Genomic DNA, 17133 nt, shown 5'->3' on the forward strand with positions numbered 1-17133 from the left:
TACGCTTATCCGCTGCTTTTTTCTATTCAGCATCGTTTCAAAATACGTTCAATCATGCAACATGCCATTTAATACAATATTGTTATAACTCACCATGCCCAATACCTTGCCATCTTCAATAACTGGGGCACGGCTGATCCCAAAGCGTTCGAATAAACGCGCACAATAACGAACATCCATCGACGCATTTACTGATAATGCAGGCTTAGTCATAATTTCATAGATATTAGTACGCTTCGGTGAACGATCTTGAGCCAACACTTGCTTGGCAATATCATTCATCAACACAATACCGTATTCATCATCGGCATTGCGCTTATTAACGATTAACGCTTTAACCTGGCGCTGCTTGGCAATAACGATAGCATCTGCAACCGTAGTAACGCCTTCAACCATCGCGTAAGCATCCATCATTACATCGCGTACTCGAATAATACGCTGATCGCCAAACTCACGATGACTCAAATTATATTCATTCATAACTTGTCCCCAACCACCTTGGTTAACTCTTCAATTTGGTGAGCAACACCAACTGCATCTTCAATATTTAGCTGAAGTGCAATACCTTGCCCTTTCTCACTATCAAATTCGCCAACTTCTTCAATCGTTTCTAAAATCGATCGTGCCAAATGCTCTTCAACCACAAATAAGATAACGTCACGCTGTACCTCTAAAGTAAGACCGAAAAAGGTTTTCTTTTTATTCAACCCTTCTCCACGAGCATTATTAATAACAGTTGCTCCCGTTGCTCCCGCATCACGTGCTGCATCGAGTACAGAATCTGTTTTTGAATCTTCAACAAAAGCAATTAACAATTTAAAACGCATTATTCAGCTCTCCTTTCCAGCCAAACCGATAATTGGGCATACCCCATCACTGTGATCATCGGAAATAAACTGGCAAACGCGATTAAACCAAAACCATCTAACATCGGGTTACGCCCCGGAACGGTAGAGGCTAACCCTAATCCTAATGCCGTCACGATCGGCACTGTTACCGTCGATGTTGTCACACCACCAGAGTCATACGCTAACGGCACAATTGATTTAGGTGCAAAGTAAGTCTGTATCACCACAATGATATATCCCGCCATAATGTAATAATGCAAAGGGTCACCCACCACAATTCGATAACTCCCCAAAGCAATGCCCATGGCAACACCTAATGCAACGGCAATACGTAATCCATTTACTTGAATTGTACCGCCCGAGACCTGACTCGCTTTGATCGCGACCGCAATCAAGGATGGCTCTGCCACTGTGGTACTAAACCCTATTGCGGCGGCAAAAATATATACCCAATGGTAATCTACCCAGTCAATAACCAAAGGAATGACTGCCCCTTCACCATACAAAAACTCAGGTGCAGTCAGTTGCTCAGCCATCGATTCACCCAGCGGAAATAACGCCAGCTCTAAGCCCATTAAGAACAACGATAAACCAACAATAACGTAAACAAACCCCAAAACGACACGGCGCCAATTTGCAACAGGACGACGTAAAACAACTAATTGGAAACCGAATATAATCACCACAATGGGCGCAACGTCGCGCACCGTCATCATTAAGGTGTCAGAAAATTGCACAAGTGTTGAAGCAAATTGACTCATGTCTTTAGGTCATCCCCATTAGCTCAACACCATGCCGTACCCCATAACAAAAATCATGGGCGTTAATGAAGCAAACGCAATTAAACCAAAGCCGTCAATCATCGGATTTCGCCCTTTGATTGACGAGGCTAACCCCACCCCTAAGGCAGTGACTAAGGGCACTGTAATGGTTGATGTCGTTACGCCCCCAGAATCATAAGCAATGCCGATAATGCTCGGTGGAGCAAACCAGGTCATGATCATTACCAGTAAATAGCCCCCAACGATCATCCACTGAATTGGCCAACCTTTTAGTATACGAATAACCCCTAGCATAATGGCTAGCCCAACAGAAAAAGCGACCGTCAATCGCAAGCCAGAGGCATAGTCTAATTGTGCTTCTTGATTGTTATCTATCATGCCTCCTTCAGCTGCGACTTCTGCGGCCTCTGTGGCAACTGCAGTTAATGCGGGTTCAGCAATGGTGGTACCAAAACCTAAACAAAAAGCGAAGACTAATAACCAAGCTAAGCTGCCTTTTTTAGCAAAAGCGTGCGCCATTGATTCACCAATGGGAAACAAGCCCATCTCTAAACCAAAAATAAAAAAGGTGAGCCCCATCACAACAAAAATAAGCCCGAGTAATATCGGTCCCCATTGCGGTAACGGCTGTTGTAATACCACCAGTTGAAAAAAACTGATCACAAAAATAATCGGTAATAAATCACGAAAACTAGAGAGCATTGCTTTCAATAAAGCCATGATAGATTTCATGCATCTCCTTGTTGTGATATTAATTCACCTACTATATTTATGGCTCATTAATATTTAGACACAACTTTTATTGCGCGAGGCGAGAAGCCCACCACACTATTAAATATTCATAATAAAAAGACCTTGTAAAAGTAGTATTTTTTCTCATTCTGCTATTTCAAAGGCCTGTATAGCTAAACCACTTCAAGGTGTAGAATTCAAAGCGACCTCAGCGAGCATCTTGAGGGAATTTAAGGATATTTATTCCTGAGCAAACACACTTGGTTATACTTATACCGACTGACACTTAAAGACCTGTGTCCGGCAATAATTCTTTGATCGAATAGTTTAAAAGAGGCGTATTATCTGAACGGTAGCAGAAGGAGAAGCACAAACATGAATATATTAGTAACAGGTGGAACCGGGTTTATAGGTAAAGCACTGCTGCCGCATTTCAATCATGATCATATAACCGTACTAAGTCGCAACCCAGCAATGGCCTACCAACGATTAGGGCATCACATCAAAGTCATCTCATCTATCGAAGAGCTCAGTGACTTCAATGATATTGATGTGGTCATTAATCTTGCGGGTGAGCCTATTGTTAATAAACGTTGGAGCGACAAACAAAAACAGATTATTTGTGAAAGCCGCTGGGCAATTACTGATGCAATAGTAGATAAAATAAATGCGAGCAGTAATCCTCCTCATACATTTATCAGTGGTTCTGCGGTGGGTATTTATGGTAATCAAAAATCTAATCAATTTGATGAAAGCCTACAAATAAAAAACGAGGATAACGCAAGCTCCTCCCCTCTTGATTTCGCTCAAACCGTCTGTACAAAATGGGAAGATACAGCCTTACTCGCGCAATCAGATAAAACACGGGTATGCTTATTACGTACTGGTATCGTGCTCGCTAAACATGGTGGAGCTCTTGCCAAAATGCTACCCGCTTATCAATTAGGGCTTGGTGGACCACTCGGAGACGGACAACAATATTTCCCTTGGATTCATTTACAAGACATGGTGAAAGGGATTTTATTTTTACTTAAAACGCCACAAGCACAAGGTGCATTTAACTTCACCGCTCCAACCCCCGTAACCAATAAAGAATTCAGTCAAACCTTGGCGAAGGTTTTACATCGCCCGCATATTTTAAGCACACCTGCTTGGTTACTTAAAATCGGATTAGGGGAATCTGCCTCATTGCTGCTCGATGGGCAACGTGCTTTACCAGCAAAATTGGAGTCACAGGGTTTTCATTTTTGTTACCCCGAACTAGAACATGCCCTGACAAATACATTAACCTAATAGTGAAAGAGATATCCGCAAGTTACCTTTGGGGTATAAACATCCGTGAACACACGGATGTTTATTGAGATTAATTAAGACTTCAATGGCTGTAATAACTGCTTCAGCATGGTGCTAATAATAAACAGAACCAAACCAATCGCAGCGGTAGGCAACATTATCCATAACATAGGGTGCCATTGTGGAGGCATTTCAAATCCCCACTTTACCAGCGCAGCAACAATGGCTTCTGCACCGACAACAGCCATAAAGCCAGCAATCAATGCCATCAAGCCATACTCACCCCATACCGTCGCTGAAATACGTTTTCTACTCGCGCCTAATGTTCGATACAGTTTAATTTCTTGTTGGCGCTGAGCCATACTCAGGCGTAGCAGCGTCATCACCAGCAATAATCCACTGATCACTCCTAGCGCCGCTAACACGGATAATGATAATGACACTTGTTGGAGCATCAGTTGGATACGCGATGCCATGGTGCGTAAATCCATCAAACTCACGGTTGGGTAATCCCGCCCTAGCTGGTTTACCACATCATTTTGGTTTGACTCGATCCTAAAACTTACAAGCCAGGTGGCAGGTAAGTCAGCCATTACATCAGGGGTAAAAATAAAATAAAAATTAGGCCGCATATTTCGCCATTCAACATGACGAATACTATTCACCGTGGCTGAGAATGGCTGACTATTCACATTAAAACCCAGTTCATCACCTACCGATAGTCCTAACCGTTCAGCAATACCAGACTCAATTGACACCCCTTTTATTGCTAATCTAGGTTCTGGCCAATTACCATCTAGCACATCATTATGAATAGGCAAGGTTTCACGCCATGTGAAATTTAACTCACGACGTAATGCTTCATCACGCTGCTCGGGATCATCAGCTTGCGTCAATAAATCGATCCCATTCACCGCAACTATTCGGCCACGAATAACCGGATAGGCTTCAGAATGAGGAATATTCTCTTGATCAAGTTTCGCTAAATACTCTTGCTGTTGTTCAGCACTGATATTAATCGCAAATACGTTAGGTGTATCAATGGGCAATGTTTGCTGCCAATCGGCTAATAAATCGGATCGCAGTAACCAAATAACAGCCAATAACATTAATGAGCTTGTGAGTGCCGCCAATTGAGCCCCTGTTGTTAATGGGCTGCGGCTTATGCGGCTCAACGCTAGTGTCATGGCTGGTCCCCACCTTCTTTTGCGCAGTAATGATAAAATCACCAAGCCCAAAGAAGCGAGTAGCACCAATACGACCACAATACCCACCAAGGTCATCCACATTAATTTATTATCACCGAACCAGATCAATGCTGCGGCAACGGGCAATAACAATAAGGCGTTGGCTTTATTATTCTTAGGCCTATCAGTTTGCTGCTGAATTACCGAAATAGCTGGCGCATCAAGCAGACGGATTAAAGGGATACCAATCCCTGGAACCGCCACCAGCAAAGCAACGAAAATACTGATGAACCACGGAGACATCCCCATAGCTGGCAATGGATCCGGTAGAATATCCGCCAGGGGCAAGCGCAGCAATACTTCCAGCCCCCAGCCAATCGATAGCCCTGCGACGGCAGAAAGCCCGAATAACATCGCTAGCTGACCAGATAACCAACGCCATAGCCATCGCTTGCTCGCCCCCAGACTTTTCATCATGGCAACGGTTTCAACACGGGTTGAGGTATAGTGCTGGCACGTCAGTACCAAGGTCGCTGTCGCCATCAAAATGACTAGAATTAAGGTCAAAGATAAATATTGTCTGGCGCGATCAATAAACTCACCGGTACGGCCTTGTGAGGTTTCACTCAGCCAGCGTTGACCTGGTTCTAACGATGAAAAATCTTGAATCGCGGCAAGCTTATCGTCACTGCCCATAAGGTACAGGCGATACTGTACACGCCCACCAGGTTGAACCGCACCTGTCGCAGCAACATCATTTTCATGAATGAGCACCGCGGGCATCTGACTGAAAGGGTTAAACGACAGCTCAGGCTCTTGCGCTATTTTACCTGACACCCTTAATTCAGCATCACCAATCGCAACAGTATCCCCTTGTTTAACATCCAGAAGTGAAAATAAACGTTCCGATAACCACAACTCTCCCGGATTAACTTTGCTTTGTGAACGTTGCAGATCTTGTAACGCCAATTGCCCGCGTAATGGGAAATCACTCGCGACTGCTTTTACGCTGATCAGCTGCATTTGCTGTTCGCTAAATGCCATGGTGCCAAAACGTGTTTGCTCTGAAAACGTCAAACCAAGCGCTTCGGCTTTGCTTAGTAATGTCGGTTCGATCGGGTTATTAGAGACCAGCACTAAATCAGCGGCGAGCACTGATCGCCCTTGATCTGTCATGATCCTCTCAACTCGACTGACTAATGCTGCCAATGCAAACACACAAGCAATAATCAAAGTGAGTGCAACAGCCACCGGCCAAAGCTGACCTTGCCACAACTCTCGCCAGCTCCACTTAAGCAACAGTTTGGGCTGCTGCCGATTTTGTACTCTTTGTGAGTCAGTCATGTCTGTCATGCCGCCTCCACCTTTCCACCTTGGATTCGTAAGGTACGATCACAGCGTTCTGCAAGCACAGAATCATGAGTCACTAACACCAATGTTGTACCGTGATCTCGGTTTAATGCAAAAAGTAAATCAATGATATTCGCCGCTGTCTGCTCATCAAGATTACCGGTTGGTTCATCGGCAAACAACACCTGAGGGCGTGTCATGAATGCACGCGCAAGTGCTACCCTTTGTTGCTCTCCACCCGACAGTTGTGAAGGTAAATGGGTCTCTCTACCCGCTAAACCGACCAATTTTAATAAGCCTGATGCTCGAGCCTCATCACCCACATCGCCTTTAATAATGGCGGGTAACATGACATTTTCAACCGCATTTAAGGATGGAATTAATAAGAAACTTTGAAAGACAAACCCTATAGCCTCACTACGTAAAGCCGCACGCGCTTCATCATCTAATTGCGACAGAGACTGCCCCAATAATTCAATATCTCCCGAACTCGGAATATCCAACCCTGCTAACAATGTCATTAAGGTGGACTTACCTGCGCCAGAGACGCCAACAAGTGCTATTGTTTCTCCTTGCTCGACCTCGAGGGAAACATCCTGCAAAATGGTGAGTGAAGACGATGCCGTCGTCACTTTTTTAGACACAGATACAGCCTTAATCACGGATGTTGACATGATGCGAATCCTTTCAGTTTTATTGATCTATTTATGCTCGCTAAATGCGTGGGGCAACACGTTACTGGTTGTCGGTGATAGCTTGAGCGCGGGCTATCAAATGCGGGCAGAGCAAAGCTGGCCGGTGTTACTGCAACCCGCATTAAAGCAACAAGGTCACGAAATCACCGTTGTAAATGCCAGCATTTCAGGTGATACAACAGGAAACGGCTTGGCTCGATTGCCTACATTATTACAACAACATAAACCAGCTTACGTCATAATTGAACTCGGGGCGAATGATGGCTTACGTGGTTTTCCACAAGGCACTATACGTAACAACCTCAGCCAAATGATCACTGAAATTCAAAATGCTGATGCCAAGCCAATGCTCGTGCAGATAAAAGTGCCGCCAAATTACGGCAAACGCTACAGTGATATGTTCAGTTCTATTTACCCTCAACTCAGTAAAGAGTTAGCCACACCACTGTTACCTTTCTTTTTAGAGCCGATCATTTTAAAACAAGAATGGATGATGAATGACGGTTTGCACCCTAAATCTGATGCTCAGCCATGGATTGCCGAATATATGGCAGAGAATATCGCGCCTTATTTATAACTCCCAGCTACAGCGAACCTTTAAGAGAGATAACAATGAGCATTGGCATTGGCATTGGCAACCACTGTGCAATCGCACTTCATCGAGCGGGTTACCAAGTTATTGCCACCCAAAAGATGTTGCTGCTTTACAAGCGTAAGGGCTACATTGCGTACAGCTTTATCTCACCTCTAGCGAGTCAATTCAACAGGGATTAAAAGAAACGTTAGACATTACCGGCGGGACATTAGGAGATTGTTCACGCATGCATTACGTGAACAATCTCCTATACACCAAGTTACCTCAAGACACTCGTTTCAGCGAGAATTTTGCACCTTGAAATAATTTGGTTTATGGCATAAATATTAAGGCTAAACCGTGATTATTCGTTGGCTGCAGCTTGTACTTCACCATGAACAACCCAAGGTTCATCTGCAACAGTTAAGCTCTCTTTGTCTGCCCAGGTTGTGCTAATGGTCGGAATATTCGCCGCTGTTGGTAATGTCAGTAGAGCCGCGCCGTTCAGATCCAACCCTGAGTTAGTACAATCACTTGCGCCGCCAGCCGCAGGTACAAAGCGTTTGTCAATACCGGTGGCTTTCACAACATAACGGTTGCCGTTACTGTCGGTATGCACTTCGGTACCGTCTGCAATGCTGAACTGAGCATTCCACTGACCGTCGGCCTGTTCCCATGGGATACCATGCATGTTATCCGGTCCGTGGTACTCCAGCATTACCTGCTTACCATCGCTGTTGGATTCACCATTTCTATCATTTGCTGTCTGGTGGGTGTAAATGAAGTTAACGGGTTTGTCGAACTCATAGAAGCTCTGATCTGCCTGATTTTTCAGCATAGTCAACTGGCTCCAGATATCGACCCCCATTTCCCAGCGATAGGTGACCAGGCTTTGACCATTAAGATCATCCCAGCTAGTGACAGAGCCTGCATCAGAACTCAGGACAAATTCACCGCTCGATGCTCCCCAAAACTCCTGCCCATTACTTAGATCATCACGGGTAAAGTTAAGTGTAACCGGCTGACCTGACAATTTCAGGGTCATATCTGCCGGATCTAGGCTATACGCGATACCTGTACTGGACGGATCTTCGTAAGACTGAGTGAAAGTCCACTTAACCGCATCGTTAAGGCTGATGTTGCTTTGCGGGCAGTCGCCGTAACAGGTCAGGCCGATCGCCCCGCTGTTAAAAATGGCATCATTGGCACGGACGGTTTCGCTGGTCGTGTAAGCCACCTTATGAACTCCGCTACCATTGCCCAGATAATTGACATTCTGACGCAGCAAAGGTGACCAGAAGTAAGTATTTGGTGTTATGCCAGCATCAACACCATCAGGGTTACCAGAGCCATTATCGGCCTGGAACTGGCCTGCACTTTCAATCCAGTAAACCGTCGTTGAACTGCTGCCGTTCCAGTATTCGAAAGATTCACCATCTTGCAAGGGACGCTGCCCTTTTGTCTGGCGTACCAACTTGCCTGGTGCCGTCATGACAGTGTAGCTCACGCCAGCATCATCGGTAATTGTTGTTGGGGGCACATAACCTAGTTGCTGTTGCTCTTCTGTCCACAGACCCCACTCACCGATAAATCCGTATTGAGGTTGGCCGTTAAGCGATGAAATGTATTCGAAGTTAAAGCCAGCCTTAATGTCCAGCAAAGCGCCAGTCGTGGCATTAAATAGAGAATAACGGTGGGCATTCTCGCGCGGGTTATTGCGGCTTAAGCAAACTTCCGGATCACTGCCGACTTGCTTGAAATAGTAATCTTCATTGTAGGCCAGTTTGTACTCAATAGGCACAGGAGGGTTTTGGTTCCAGTCTAGGCCTTTTGTTTTACCGCGGCCGCTGTTGCCCTGAGCATCATCAATCTGCACAATCGCAGCCTGTTCTATAGTGTTTCCACCCTCTTCGAAAGTATTGATCAGGCTGATCACATTCTGGCCATTCTGAACAGATATATTCAGGTCACCCTTGTCGCTGCCACTGGCATGTTTAAAAGTAAACTGCAGTTCGCCGAAAGGACTAGTCGGGCTTGGGGCTGCAGATACGCTGGTGTTAATAATATACTGGCCATCTTGCTCTTCAGCTTCCTGGAACCAGACGGTAACGTCTTGCGAACTTTGACTGTTAGCGCGGGACGAGCTAACCACCACCTCAGAATATGAGATTTTATTTGCTGTGGCCTGCGAACTGTCACTATCTTGTCGACCTTCGCATTGGGCTGAATCCACCAATGCCCGGTAATCAGAATTAGCAAAATTTTCAGCCCCGGTCGCCTTCATAATACACAATAGCATGTTAGCCATATTCAGCGGCTCAGCTGCCTGTTCACCGACATAACTGTCGGTGATCGTATTTGAGTAGTCAGTGCCTGAATCGCTAAAATTTGCCGAACTTGGTAAAGAGAATAGGGCACTGGCAATTGCAGCCGATAAAGATAACTTGTTCATATCAAATCCTTTTTATATTTGGTTTAGTTAACGACGCTAACCGTTGAAGGCGTGCTAATTCCACTCACATCTTGCGATGCTTCAACCGCATTCGAACTTCCCCCACTATTACAGGCAGTTAATACAAAACTAATAGTGACTAAACATAACAGGCGCTTTATTAATCTCATGACACTTCCTCTGTAAAATACGTCAAACGTTCGCTTGGTTGTATAACTAAGCGCAATATTTCTTAATTAGTAATTATGAGTTTTTAGATGGAAATTAACTTCATATGCATACATATAAAATTAACCTTGAACAATATAAAAAAACTTATCGGCATTATAGACAGCCAATAAAATAAAATCTTGGTATTTTCAAGTGAATTTTTAAAGCTTAATCACAAACAATGAAATATAAATATCTTTTAAGTTAAACGTCAAAACAATAACTGAGCATGTCATTAAATTGACGTAAAGATATAGTTATCAATACTGATAAAATAGATTTTTAACTCTAAATAAATGGAAGATTCAATTCGATAAAAGCAATGCGCCATAAAATCAAGAAGCTTAAGTTATTGATTTAACAGTGGTGTTATTCTTCATCAATAATAATTACTTTTATATCATGCGCTTATATTCAATGTGTTTTATTCTTAGGCATGTCTACCTGCTGGGGGGAGATCACGTAATTTACAATAAAGTTAACAATCTACTTTTATATTACGATGGTTGAAAATTCGTCGAGTTATGGCTCTAAATAAACGAATTTGTATTATCCAAATACGTCAATGATGTTATTGAACACTATGTTAATTTATATTTTACATTAATGTTTGTTTATAAAAATGATGGGTTTATTAAACAAACTTGATTTTCTTCCCCTCTCTAATATCGACTCACTCGATGGATGTATACCCACGTTACCTCAAGGTGCTCAATTCTGTAGGACTAACACACGACTCTCTATTAATTACCTTTAACTAAAATACCATCAAGCATTCTTGATGATAAAAAGCGACGAAGGTACCCAAATATATAGGTTGATTTTGTCACATAGTAACGCGGCTTAGGGCTGGCGCTATCTAAGACTCTCTGTAACTGTTTCAATACAGCTTCCGGACCAAGTGTAAAAGGGGTTGAAGACTCCTGACTTCCCAGCCTTGCTAACGTTTTCTGATAATTCTTTTTATGCCGGGAGCCATCTATATCTATTGCACTTTTAACTGCACGTAAAGAGTTCTCTCTGAACTTGCTCACAATTGGTCCAGGCTCGATTAAACTGACAGAGATGTTTGTATCCATCAATTCCAAGCGAAGAGTATCTGAATAGCCCTCTAAAGCGAATTTTGTTGCCGAGTATGCTCCGCGATACTTCATAGCGACCAGCCCCAACACAGAACTATTTTGAACTATTTTCCCATGCCCTTGCTTCAACATAACCGGAATCACAGCCCTAGTCAGGTCATGTAAGCCAAAGAAGTTCGTTTCAAACTGTGCTCGAAGCGCTTCTGTCGGTAGGTCTTCGATTGCTCCGCCCTGACCGTACCCAGCATTATTGAATAACACGTCTAACTTACCGCCCGTTAGCTGCAATGTTTCTTTTAGTGCAGAGTGAATAGATGCTGAGTCCGTTACATCAAGCTGAACACAGGAAACCCCCTGTGCTTTGAGCACAGCCACATCTTCGGGCTTTCGGCAGCTAGCAATAACCTGATAGCCAGCTTCGTGTAGTTGCTCTGCACAGTAACGACCAATACCACTGCTACACCCGGTAATTAATATCGACGTTTTCATATTTTCTATCTTCCCACTGCATTCACTGAGACTGCCTTTATGCCAACCTTAAACGACAAATAGCCAGCCTTTTATTAGTGAATAAATATTGAACGATCAGTCCTTTTGATCGAGCATCATAACATGAGGTTTTTAGTTTACGAACAGTACTACCACAAGCATCAACATTGTAATTTCGTTCGATCTAGGAGGCTACACCGATACACTGCGCCTTGAATTATTCGTGAACACAGTTATCTCCACTTATAACCACACCTTTACCTGTGTGATAAAAGTTCAATCATTGCATTGTAGCCATCATAAATAGGCATTAAGTACCATTATCACGCTAGTAATGACAAAAAAAACAATAACGTAATATTACTGTCACACATTCAGGTTATCTTAATTACGTAGATAGAAGAAAAATCTTCTGTGTCTGATTTCTCGACATCTCCCTACGACTTATAACGAAAACCCCTGAGGGTGTGGTATGACATTACGCCAAATAAATATGCTTTGTGTCTGTGTGACACTCGCTTTACTGTTAACATTTCAAGGCTAAAAAGGAGAGGAATACTCTCCTTTTTTTCATCTTTGCTTCACATTCCTTCGCCTATTTCTTGATAAACATGAATTACCCCCCATATTATTTAATTAAATGCCCCACTTTTTTGCGCTAACTCTGGCAAGGTATAGACAAATTTGAAATTTAAACAGTTTACGGATGAGTAGCATGTACGAACAATTAGCGATTGAACTGACAGAACAAAATCTCCAACAAGTGATTGAGCAATCAAAGCAAACACCTGTTGCAATCAGCTTTTGGGCACCATCAATGCCTGAGACCCTTGAAGTAAATGCAATACTTGAGAAAATTACTCGTGAGTATCAAGGGCAACTTGTTCTTGCGACCCTTAACTGTGAAACCCAGCAAATGGTTGCCTCACAGTTTGGCGTTCGAGGTTTACCTACAGTTGCATTGTTTAAAGATGGTCAACCCGCAGATGGTAGCTCAGGCCCTCAAACAGAAGCTAGCCTGCGTGAAATGTTGAATAAACATCTACCAAGCCAAGAAGAATTACAGTTAAAGGCAGCGTTAACGCTCGTCGATAATAAAGAATATGCTCAAGCCCTGCCTGTACTTCGTCAACTCGCGACTGCATTCCCCCAAGCAGGTATTGTCACTCTTGCCATCGCTGAATGTTTAGTGGAAACCGCTCAATTTGGTGAAGCTGAAACGTTACTAGCGACCGTTCTAATGCAAGATCAAGATGCAAAATACAAAGGCTTAATGGCGAAACTTGAATTACACAAGCAAGCAAGCGATTCTCCAGAAATCCGGTCATTAGAAGAGAAACTAGCCACTACCCCAACAGATTCAGCCATCTCTTTCGATCTGGCTATTCAGTACAATCAAGTAAATCGTACAGAAGAAGCACTAGAATTATTGATTACGATTTTACAGAAAGACTTAAACTTTGCAGATGGTAGCGCGAAGAAAACGATGATGGATATTCTTGCCGCATTAGGCCAAGGTAATCCAATTGCAGGGCAATATCGCCGCAAGCTATACTCCCTTTTATACTAAATAAAGATTTTCGACATATCAAAAAGGGCAGAGTAATCATCATTACTCTGCCCTTTTTATTTTAAACCTGTACCAATCAATTAAATATGTTTATTGGCTTTTTCAAATACTAAGAAACGATCACCAGAATCCACGACTAACGTCTCATTCACTACTTCAATATTAGTTGCATGACGTAAAACATTCATAATATTTTGCTCTTGTTCAACGATTTCTGGCAGGCACATTTTATGCGTCATCGCTGGTAGTGTGAAGTTCACCGCACCATCATCTAGATTCACTTTCCCTTTAAATAAGTTACATCCGGTAAAGCCTGCAACGCCTAGATTCTCTTCAATGGTCATACCCGGTTGGCGCTTAGTAATACCTGGAATACTAATCCCACCCTCAAGAACCCACTCACCCACATATTGATCAGATTCACTTAATAAGTGTTGATTTGAAAAGCACCCCGTTAAAGGCAAAGCGAGCATGGCTAAAATGCAAAATTTAATTTTTTTCATCATGTAATTGTAACTTTCCGAGATACTAATCACCTTAAGTAACGGATACCCACAATTATTTAAGGTGATTAAAATTTTTTAAAAAAAATGCCGGTAAAACCGGCATTCGCAATTGTTACCTAAAATCAAGATAGTCAAAATGCAATAACGTCTTAGCGCTATTGCATTGAACATCTAACTACTTGATTACAACTTCAACAGAACGCTCGATTAGAGACTTGCCGTTGTCGTCTGTAAGTGGGTTCTGATCAGCAACAGATGTTACTGTTAGGCGAGATACGTCAACACCGTTATCAACTAGGTACTGAGATACCGCGTTTGCACGTGCTTCAGACACTTTAGCGTTGATTGCAGCAGTACCAGTTGAATCAGTACGACCGATGATTTCAGCTGTTAGTTCAGGGTTTGCTTGCAGCGTTTGTGCAACTTCGTTTAGGTTGTAACGACCGTAATCGTTCACATCAACTTGACCAGTTTGGTAAGGAAGTACGAAGTTTGAACGAGTCATTGTCGTTACTTCTACAGGCACTTCTTTAACAACTTCAACGTCCTGAGTTACGATCATTGGTGTTGCAGGTTGACCGAACTTATAAGTCATACCCCAGTAAACCTGATGTAGGTCAGTGTCTTGACCTTGGTTCAATTCTAGGTTCTGGTAGTAATCGTAACCAATCTTGGTTGATACAGCATTAGTTAGTTGGTACTCAAGACCAACACCCGCAGTACCAGTGAAGCTATCATCGATCTCACCTTCAGCAAAGATGTAAGTTGCACCCAACTTACCGAAGACAGATAGGTCTTGTGTAAAGTAGTAGTTACCCTTAACACCAAGAGTACCAAGGTGTAGATCGGCATTACCTAGGTCATGCATGTAATCGTAGCTAGTGTAAAGACCAACATTTTTGTTGAAGTCGTAACCAGCTTCTAATTTAGAGCTAAATGCTTCACCAGTACCGCCAACGTTAGACAGGTCATTGCTATCAACGATACCCATACCCATACCAGCACCGATCCAAAAGCCAGCTTTATCTACAGATTGAGTCGCATCATTTGCAACTGCATCGTCAGCCATCGCTTGAGTAGCTACGCCTAAAGAAAGTGCAGCAAGAACTGATAAAGATAGTGATTTCAATTTCATTATAAACTCCGAATTTTCTAATTGGCCACTCGTTAATGCGTACTGATTTTTTTCTATTGTACTGCCGAGGGCATGTCAGGAACGAGATACATACTGCGACTAAGTTCCCTACTGAACAAATAATAAAAAATGTTGTTCATTATTAATTAGGTTTATTCATTCCCATCAACAGTACGAGTTCTGAAACATGACATTTTCAGAAAAAAACCAAAACAAAGAGTGATAAAGATCGCAATTCAAGTTCTGAAAAACATAAAACCCAACACAAGAAAAACATAAAAACATAAAAAACAATAATTAACAGCAACTTAAGAAAGACTCAGGTTAAGTGCATTTATAAAACTACTCACTTCTGAAAGCTATAAAATGAAAATAAAAACACGCTAAAACAATGATTCAACCAATTAACGTTCATGGCCGTCTCTTCCATAAATCCTTTATTTTGTTAGCATCCCTTTCGAAAAATAAACATGTGTGAATAACAATATGCCTGACTTTTTATACCATTGAGTATATTCATACGAATACCCAATATTGCACTTTGTCGAACATGGTTTCATTACGGTGTTATATAAAAACCATTGCCCTCAGTGTATTTAGCCGTCTTGATAAACATCATTAAGAATAAGAAAGCGACAAACCTCTGGTTTTGTTGCATACAATAAATAGGTAACAGCACATGATCATCTATAAGCATGGTAATGATATTTTTGAGCCTCAGAAAAGTGCTTTTCGAACCACAGAAAGCACGACAAAACTCAGTGCGAGCGAAACTAAAGTTTTGCAGTATTTGATTGAAAATAATGGCGAGATAATTACACGAGAAAAATTGCTAGAGATAGGATGGCCCAACAAGGTTGTTGTACCTAACTCACTGAATGTAGCCATTGCTAATTTAAGAAAAGCATTCAAAACCAAGATCGAAATTATTATCACGATTAAAGGTGCGGGGTTTACGATTGCCAAAAATACCTTTATTCAACATACAATACAACCAGAACCAATCTCTCTGGTTAATGAAGAAATGGATGCAGAAAAGTCAGAGAAAAAAAGCATTAGCAGCCATAACGATGGTCATTCAATAAGCAAATCTAAACGCCAACTATTTCAAACGGTATCTTTTAGTGTTTCTGTTGTGGTGGTGTTTACGTGGGTCACGTTATGGGTGAGTAGCTGGCAATCGCCGCCTTGCATCAGCTTTAATGAACAAGAAATTTGCGGCAATATTGAATTGCTCAATCTAGAAGATCTTCCAAAAACAGCAAGTCATTCTCTCTATATCGATTTTAAAGGTAACATTTATGAAGCACAGTAAACTCATATTGATAGCGTTTATTGCCTTTGTAGGATTATTGCTATTTCCTATTATCAACGGGTTTGGCTGCGATTTTAGTTTCAAATACATGATTGGTGATCGTGAAGAGTTTGGCAGCTGTAAACTTGGGCAGTACACATTAATTGACTACCCAGATAAAGATAACGGCTATACCGTACTTAACGGTTGGTATTTTAATATCTTTAATAATGCCGTGATTGTAGTAACCAGCCACGAAGATCATACTAAAAAAATGACCCCAGAAGTCATGAGTGCTATCAATGTATTAAATCAACGTTCTTGGTATCAAATGAGCATGAAACAAATATCTCCAGCCCATATGGCGGTCTATACCAATACCCCATCAGATACCATGAAGGTTATTCAATACAAGGGCAAGCTGTCTCTGTTAGATAAAGACGCTTAATCTTGGCTTAACCCCTCAATAATTGGGCATGCCGCTCCCTCATTCCCTGGGCATTGTTTCGTCAATGTTTCCAGGGTTTTCTTCATCGTCAATAACTCCTCTATTTTATGATCAATTTCAATTAACTTTTCCTGGGCTTTCAGTTTTACATCTGCACTTTTACGCTTAGGATCCCGCGATAATGCCAGTAATTCACCACACTCCTCTAAAGAAAACCCAACTAAACGTGAGCGACGAATAAGATTTAACTCTGCAACATGCTTTTCACCATATAGACGGTAACCATTACTGCTACGTTCTGGCACCGTAATAATCCCTTTCCCTTCATAGAATCGGATCGTTTTAGTGGTTAACCCTGTTTTTGTTGCGACGTTGCTAATATTCATACCAGCCTCTTGAACATTACAGTTTGTGTAAGGTTATTGGACTCTATTATTCTGTGAAGATTCCCTTTTTGACAAGTATTTTCTTATCCGATCTTCCAGC

The 17133-nt window shown here is 42.2% G+C and carries 18 protein-coding genes; 6 read left to right on the forward strand and 12 right to left on the reverse strand.

Annotated features, from left to right (window positions below; translation table 11 throughout):
- Window positions 1–48 precede the first annotated feature (48 nt).
- From C9J47_RS13990 to C9J47_RS14005, 4 genes are read right to left on the reverse strand one after another with little or no spacing between them, the layout of a single operon-like run.
- Entirely contained in the window at window positions 49–480 is a 432-nt protein-coding gene (locus tag C9J47_RS13990; RefSeq protein ID WP_107254081.1) for a CBS domain-containing protein, read from the reverse strand.
- Window positions 477–827, reverse strand: a complete 351-nt coding sequence (locus tag C9J47_RS13995; RefSeq protein ID WP_107254082.1) for a P-II family nitrogen regulator — start codon at window positions 825–827, stop codon at window positions 477–479. The genes C9J47_RS13990 and C9J47_RS13995 overlap by 4 nt, the downstream gene beginning before the upstream one ends.
- The gene (locus C9J47_RS14000; RefSeq protein ID WP_107254083.1) at window positions 827–1609 is read right to left on the reverse strand and encodes a DUF1538 domain-containing protein; all 783 of its coding nucleotides are present in this window, start codon (window positions 1607–1609) and stop codon (window positions 827–829) included. The genes C9J47_RS13995 and C9J47_RS14000 overlap by 1 nt, the downstream gene beginning before the upstream one ends.
- An 18-nt stretch (window positions 1610–1627) precedes the next feature.
- Complete coding sequence (locus tag C9J47_RS14005; protein ID WP_006232792.1) at window positions 1628–2362, reverse strand: DUF1538 domain-containing protein; 735 nt, start codon at window positions 2360–2362, stop codon at window positions 1628–1630.
- Window positions 2363–2737: 375 nt separating this feature from the next.
- Here C9J47_RS14005 and C9J47_RS14010 point away from each other — a divergent pair, with 375 nt between their 5' ends.
- A complete protein-coding gene (locus tag C9J47_RS14010) occupies window positions 2738–3655 on the forward strand; it encodes a TIGR01777 family oxidoreductase (protein WP_107254084.1) in 918 nt (305 codons plus the stop codon).
- A gap of 74 nt (window positions 3656–3729) precedes the next feature.
- Here C9J47_RS14010 and C9J47_RS14015 read toward each other — a convergent pair whose 3' ends face one another.
- Window positions 3730–6195 (reverse strand): ABC transporter permease, encoded by a 2466-nt coding sequence (locus C9J47_RS14015; RefSeq protein ID WP_107254085.1) that lies wholly within the window; start codon window positions 6193–6195, stop codon window positions 3730–3732.
- Window positions 6192–6866: an ABC transporter ATP-binding protein gene (locus C9J47_RS14020; RefSeq protein ID WP_107254086.1), complete on the reverse strand. Its 675-nt coding sequence runs from the start codon at window positions 6864–6866 to the stop codon at window positions 6192–6194. Before C9J47_RS14020 ends, C9J47_RS14015 begins: the two co-directional genes overlap by 4 nt.
- Here C9J47_RS14020 and tesA point away from each other — a divergent pair.
- Together tesA and C9J47_RS14030 are read left to right on the forward strand one after the other, a co-directional pair.
- Complete coding sequence (gene tesA, locus C9J47_RS14025) at window positions 6865–7464, forward strand: multifunctional acyl-CoA thioesterase I/protease I/lysophospholipase L1 (protein WP_107254087.1); 600 nt, start codon at window positions 6865–6867, stop codon at window positions 7462–7464. The genes C9J47_RS14020 and tesA overlap by 2 nt on opposite strands.
- 35 nt (window positions 7465–7499) lie before the next feature.
- Window positions 7500–7661, forward strand: a complete 162-nt coding sequence (locus C9J47_RS14030) for a hypothetical protein (RefSeq protein WP_211321752.1) — start codon at window positions 7500–7502, stop codon at window positions 7659–7661.
- Between the two features lie 164 nt (window positions 7662–7825).
- Here the strand turns inward: C9J47_RS14030 and C9J47_RS14035 are convergent, their stop codons facing one another.
- From C9J47_RS14035 to C9J47_RS14040, 3 genes are all read right to left on the reverse strand, one after another.
- A complete protein-coding gene (locus C9J47_RS14035; RefSeq protein WP_107254088.1) occupies window positions 7826–9913 on the reverse strand; it encodes a hypothetical protein in 2088 nt (695 codons plus the stop codon).
- Between the two features lie 23 nt (window positions 9914–9936).
- Complete coding sequence (locus tag C9J47_RS27120; protein WP_170107510.1) at window positions 9937–10083, reverse strand: hypothetical protein; 147 nt, start codon at window positions 10081–10083, stop codon at window positions 9937–9939.
- 783 nt (window positions 10084–10866) lie between these two features.
- A complete protein-coding gene (locus tag C9J47_RS14040; RefSeq protein WP_107254089.1) occupies window positions 10867–11694 on the reverse strand; it encodes an SDR family oxidoreductase in 828 nt (275 codons plus the stop codon).
- Window positions 11695–12409: 715 nt separating this feature from the next.
- Here C9J47_RS14040 and C9J47_RS14045 point away from each other — a divergent pair.
- Window positions 12410–13264 carry a thioredoxin family protein gene (locus C9J47_RS14045; protein ID WP_107254090.1) on the forward strand — a complete coding sequence of 285 codons (855 nt, stop codon included), beginning with the start codon at window positions 12410–12412 and terminating at the stop codon, window positions 13262–13264.
- An 80-nt stretch (window positions 13265–13344) separates the two neighbouring features.
- On the opposite strand, the gene C9J47_RS14050 is transcribed toward C9J47_RS14045, so the two are convergent.
- Both C9J47_RS14050 and C9J47_RS14055 read right to left on the reverse strand, forming a co-directional pair.
- Window positions 13345–13770 carry an META domain-containing protein gene (locus C9J47_RS14050; protein ID WP_245903471.1) on the reverse strand — a complete coding sequence of 142 codons (426 nt, stop codon included), beginning with the start codon at window positions 13768–13770 and terminating at the stop codon, window positions 13345–13347.
- Between the two features lie 175 nt (window positions 13771–13945).
- Window positions 13946–14905 carry an OmpA family protein gene (locus C9J47_RS14055; protein WP_107254091.1) on the reverse strand — a complete coding sequence of 320 codons (960 nt, stop codon included), beginning with the start codon at window positions 14903–14905 and terminating at the stop codon, window positions 13946–13948.
- Between the two features lie 679 nt (window positions 14906–15584).
- On the opposite strand from C9J47_RS14055, the gene C9J47_RS14060 reads away from it, so the two are divergent.
- Together C9J47_RS14060 and C9J47_RS14065 are read left to right on the forward strand one after the other, a co-directional pair.
- Complete coding sequence (locus C9J47_RS14060) at window positions 15585–16220, forward strand: winged helix-turn-helix domain-containing protein (RefSeq protein ID WP_107254092.1); 636 nt, start codon at window positions 15585–15587, stop codon at window positions 16218–16220.
- Window positions 16207–16647: a hypothetical protein gene (locus tag C9J47_RS14065; RefSeq protein WP_107254093.1), complete on the forward strand. Its 441-nt coding sequence runs from the start codon at window positions 16207–16209 to the stop codon at window positions 16645–16647. The genes C9J47_RS14060 and C9J47_RS14065 overlap by 14 nt, the downstream gene beginning before the upstream one ends.
- On the opposite strand, the gene cueR is transcribed toward C9J47_RS14065, so the two are convergent.
- Complete coding sequence (gene cueR, locus C9J47_RS14070; RefSeq protein ID WP_107254094.1) at window positions 16644–17033, reverse strand: Cu(I)-responsive transcriptional regulator; 390 nt, start codon at window positions 17031–17033, stop codon at window positions 16644–16646. The genes C9J47_RS14065 and cueR overlap by 4 nt on opposite strands.
- Window positions 17034–17133 lie beyond the last annotated feature (100 nt).

This window comes from Photobacterium indicum (assembly GCF_003026215.1).
Classification (GTDB): Bacteria; Pseudomonadota; Gammaproteobacteria; order Enterobacterales; family Vibrionaceae; genus Photobacterium; species Photobacterium indicum.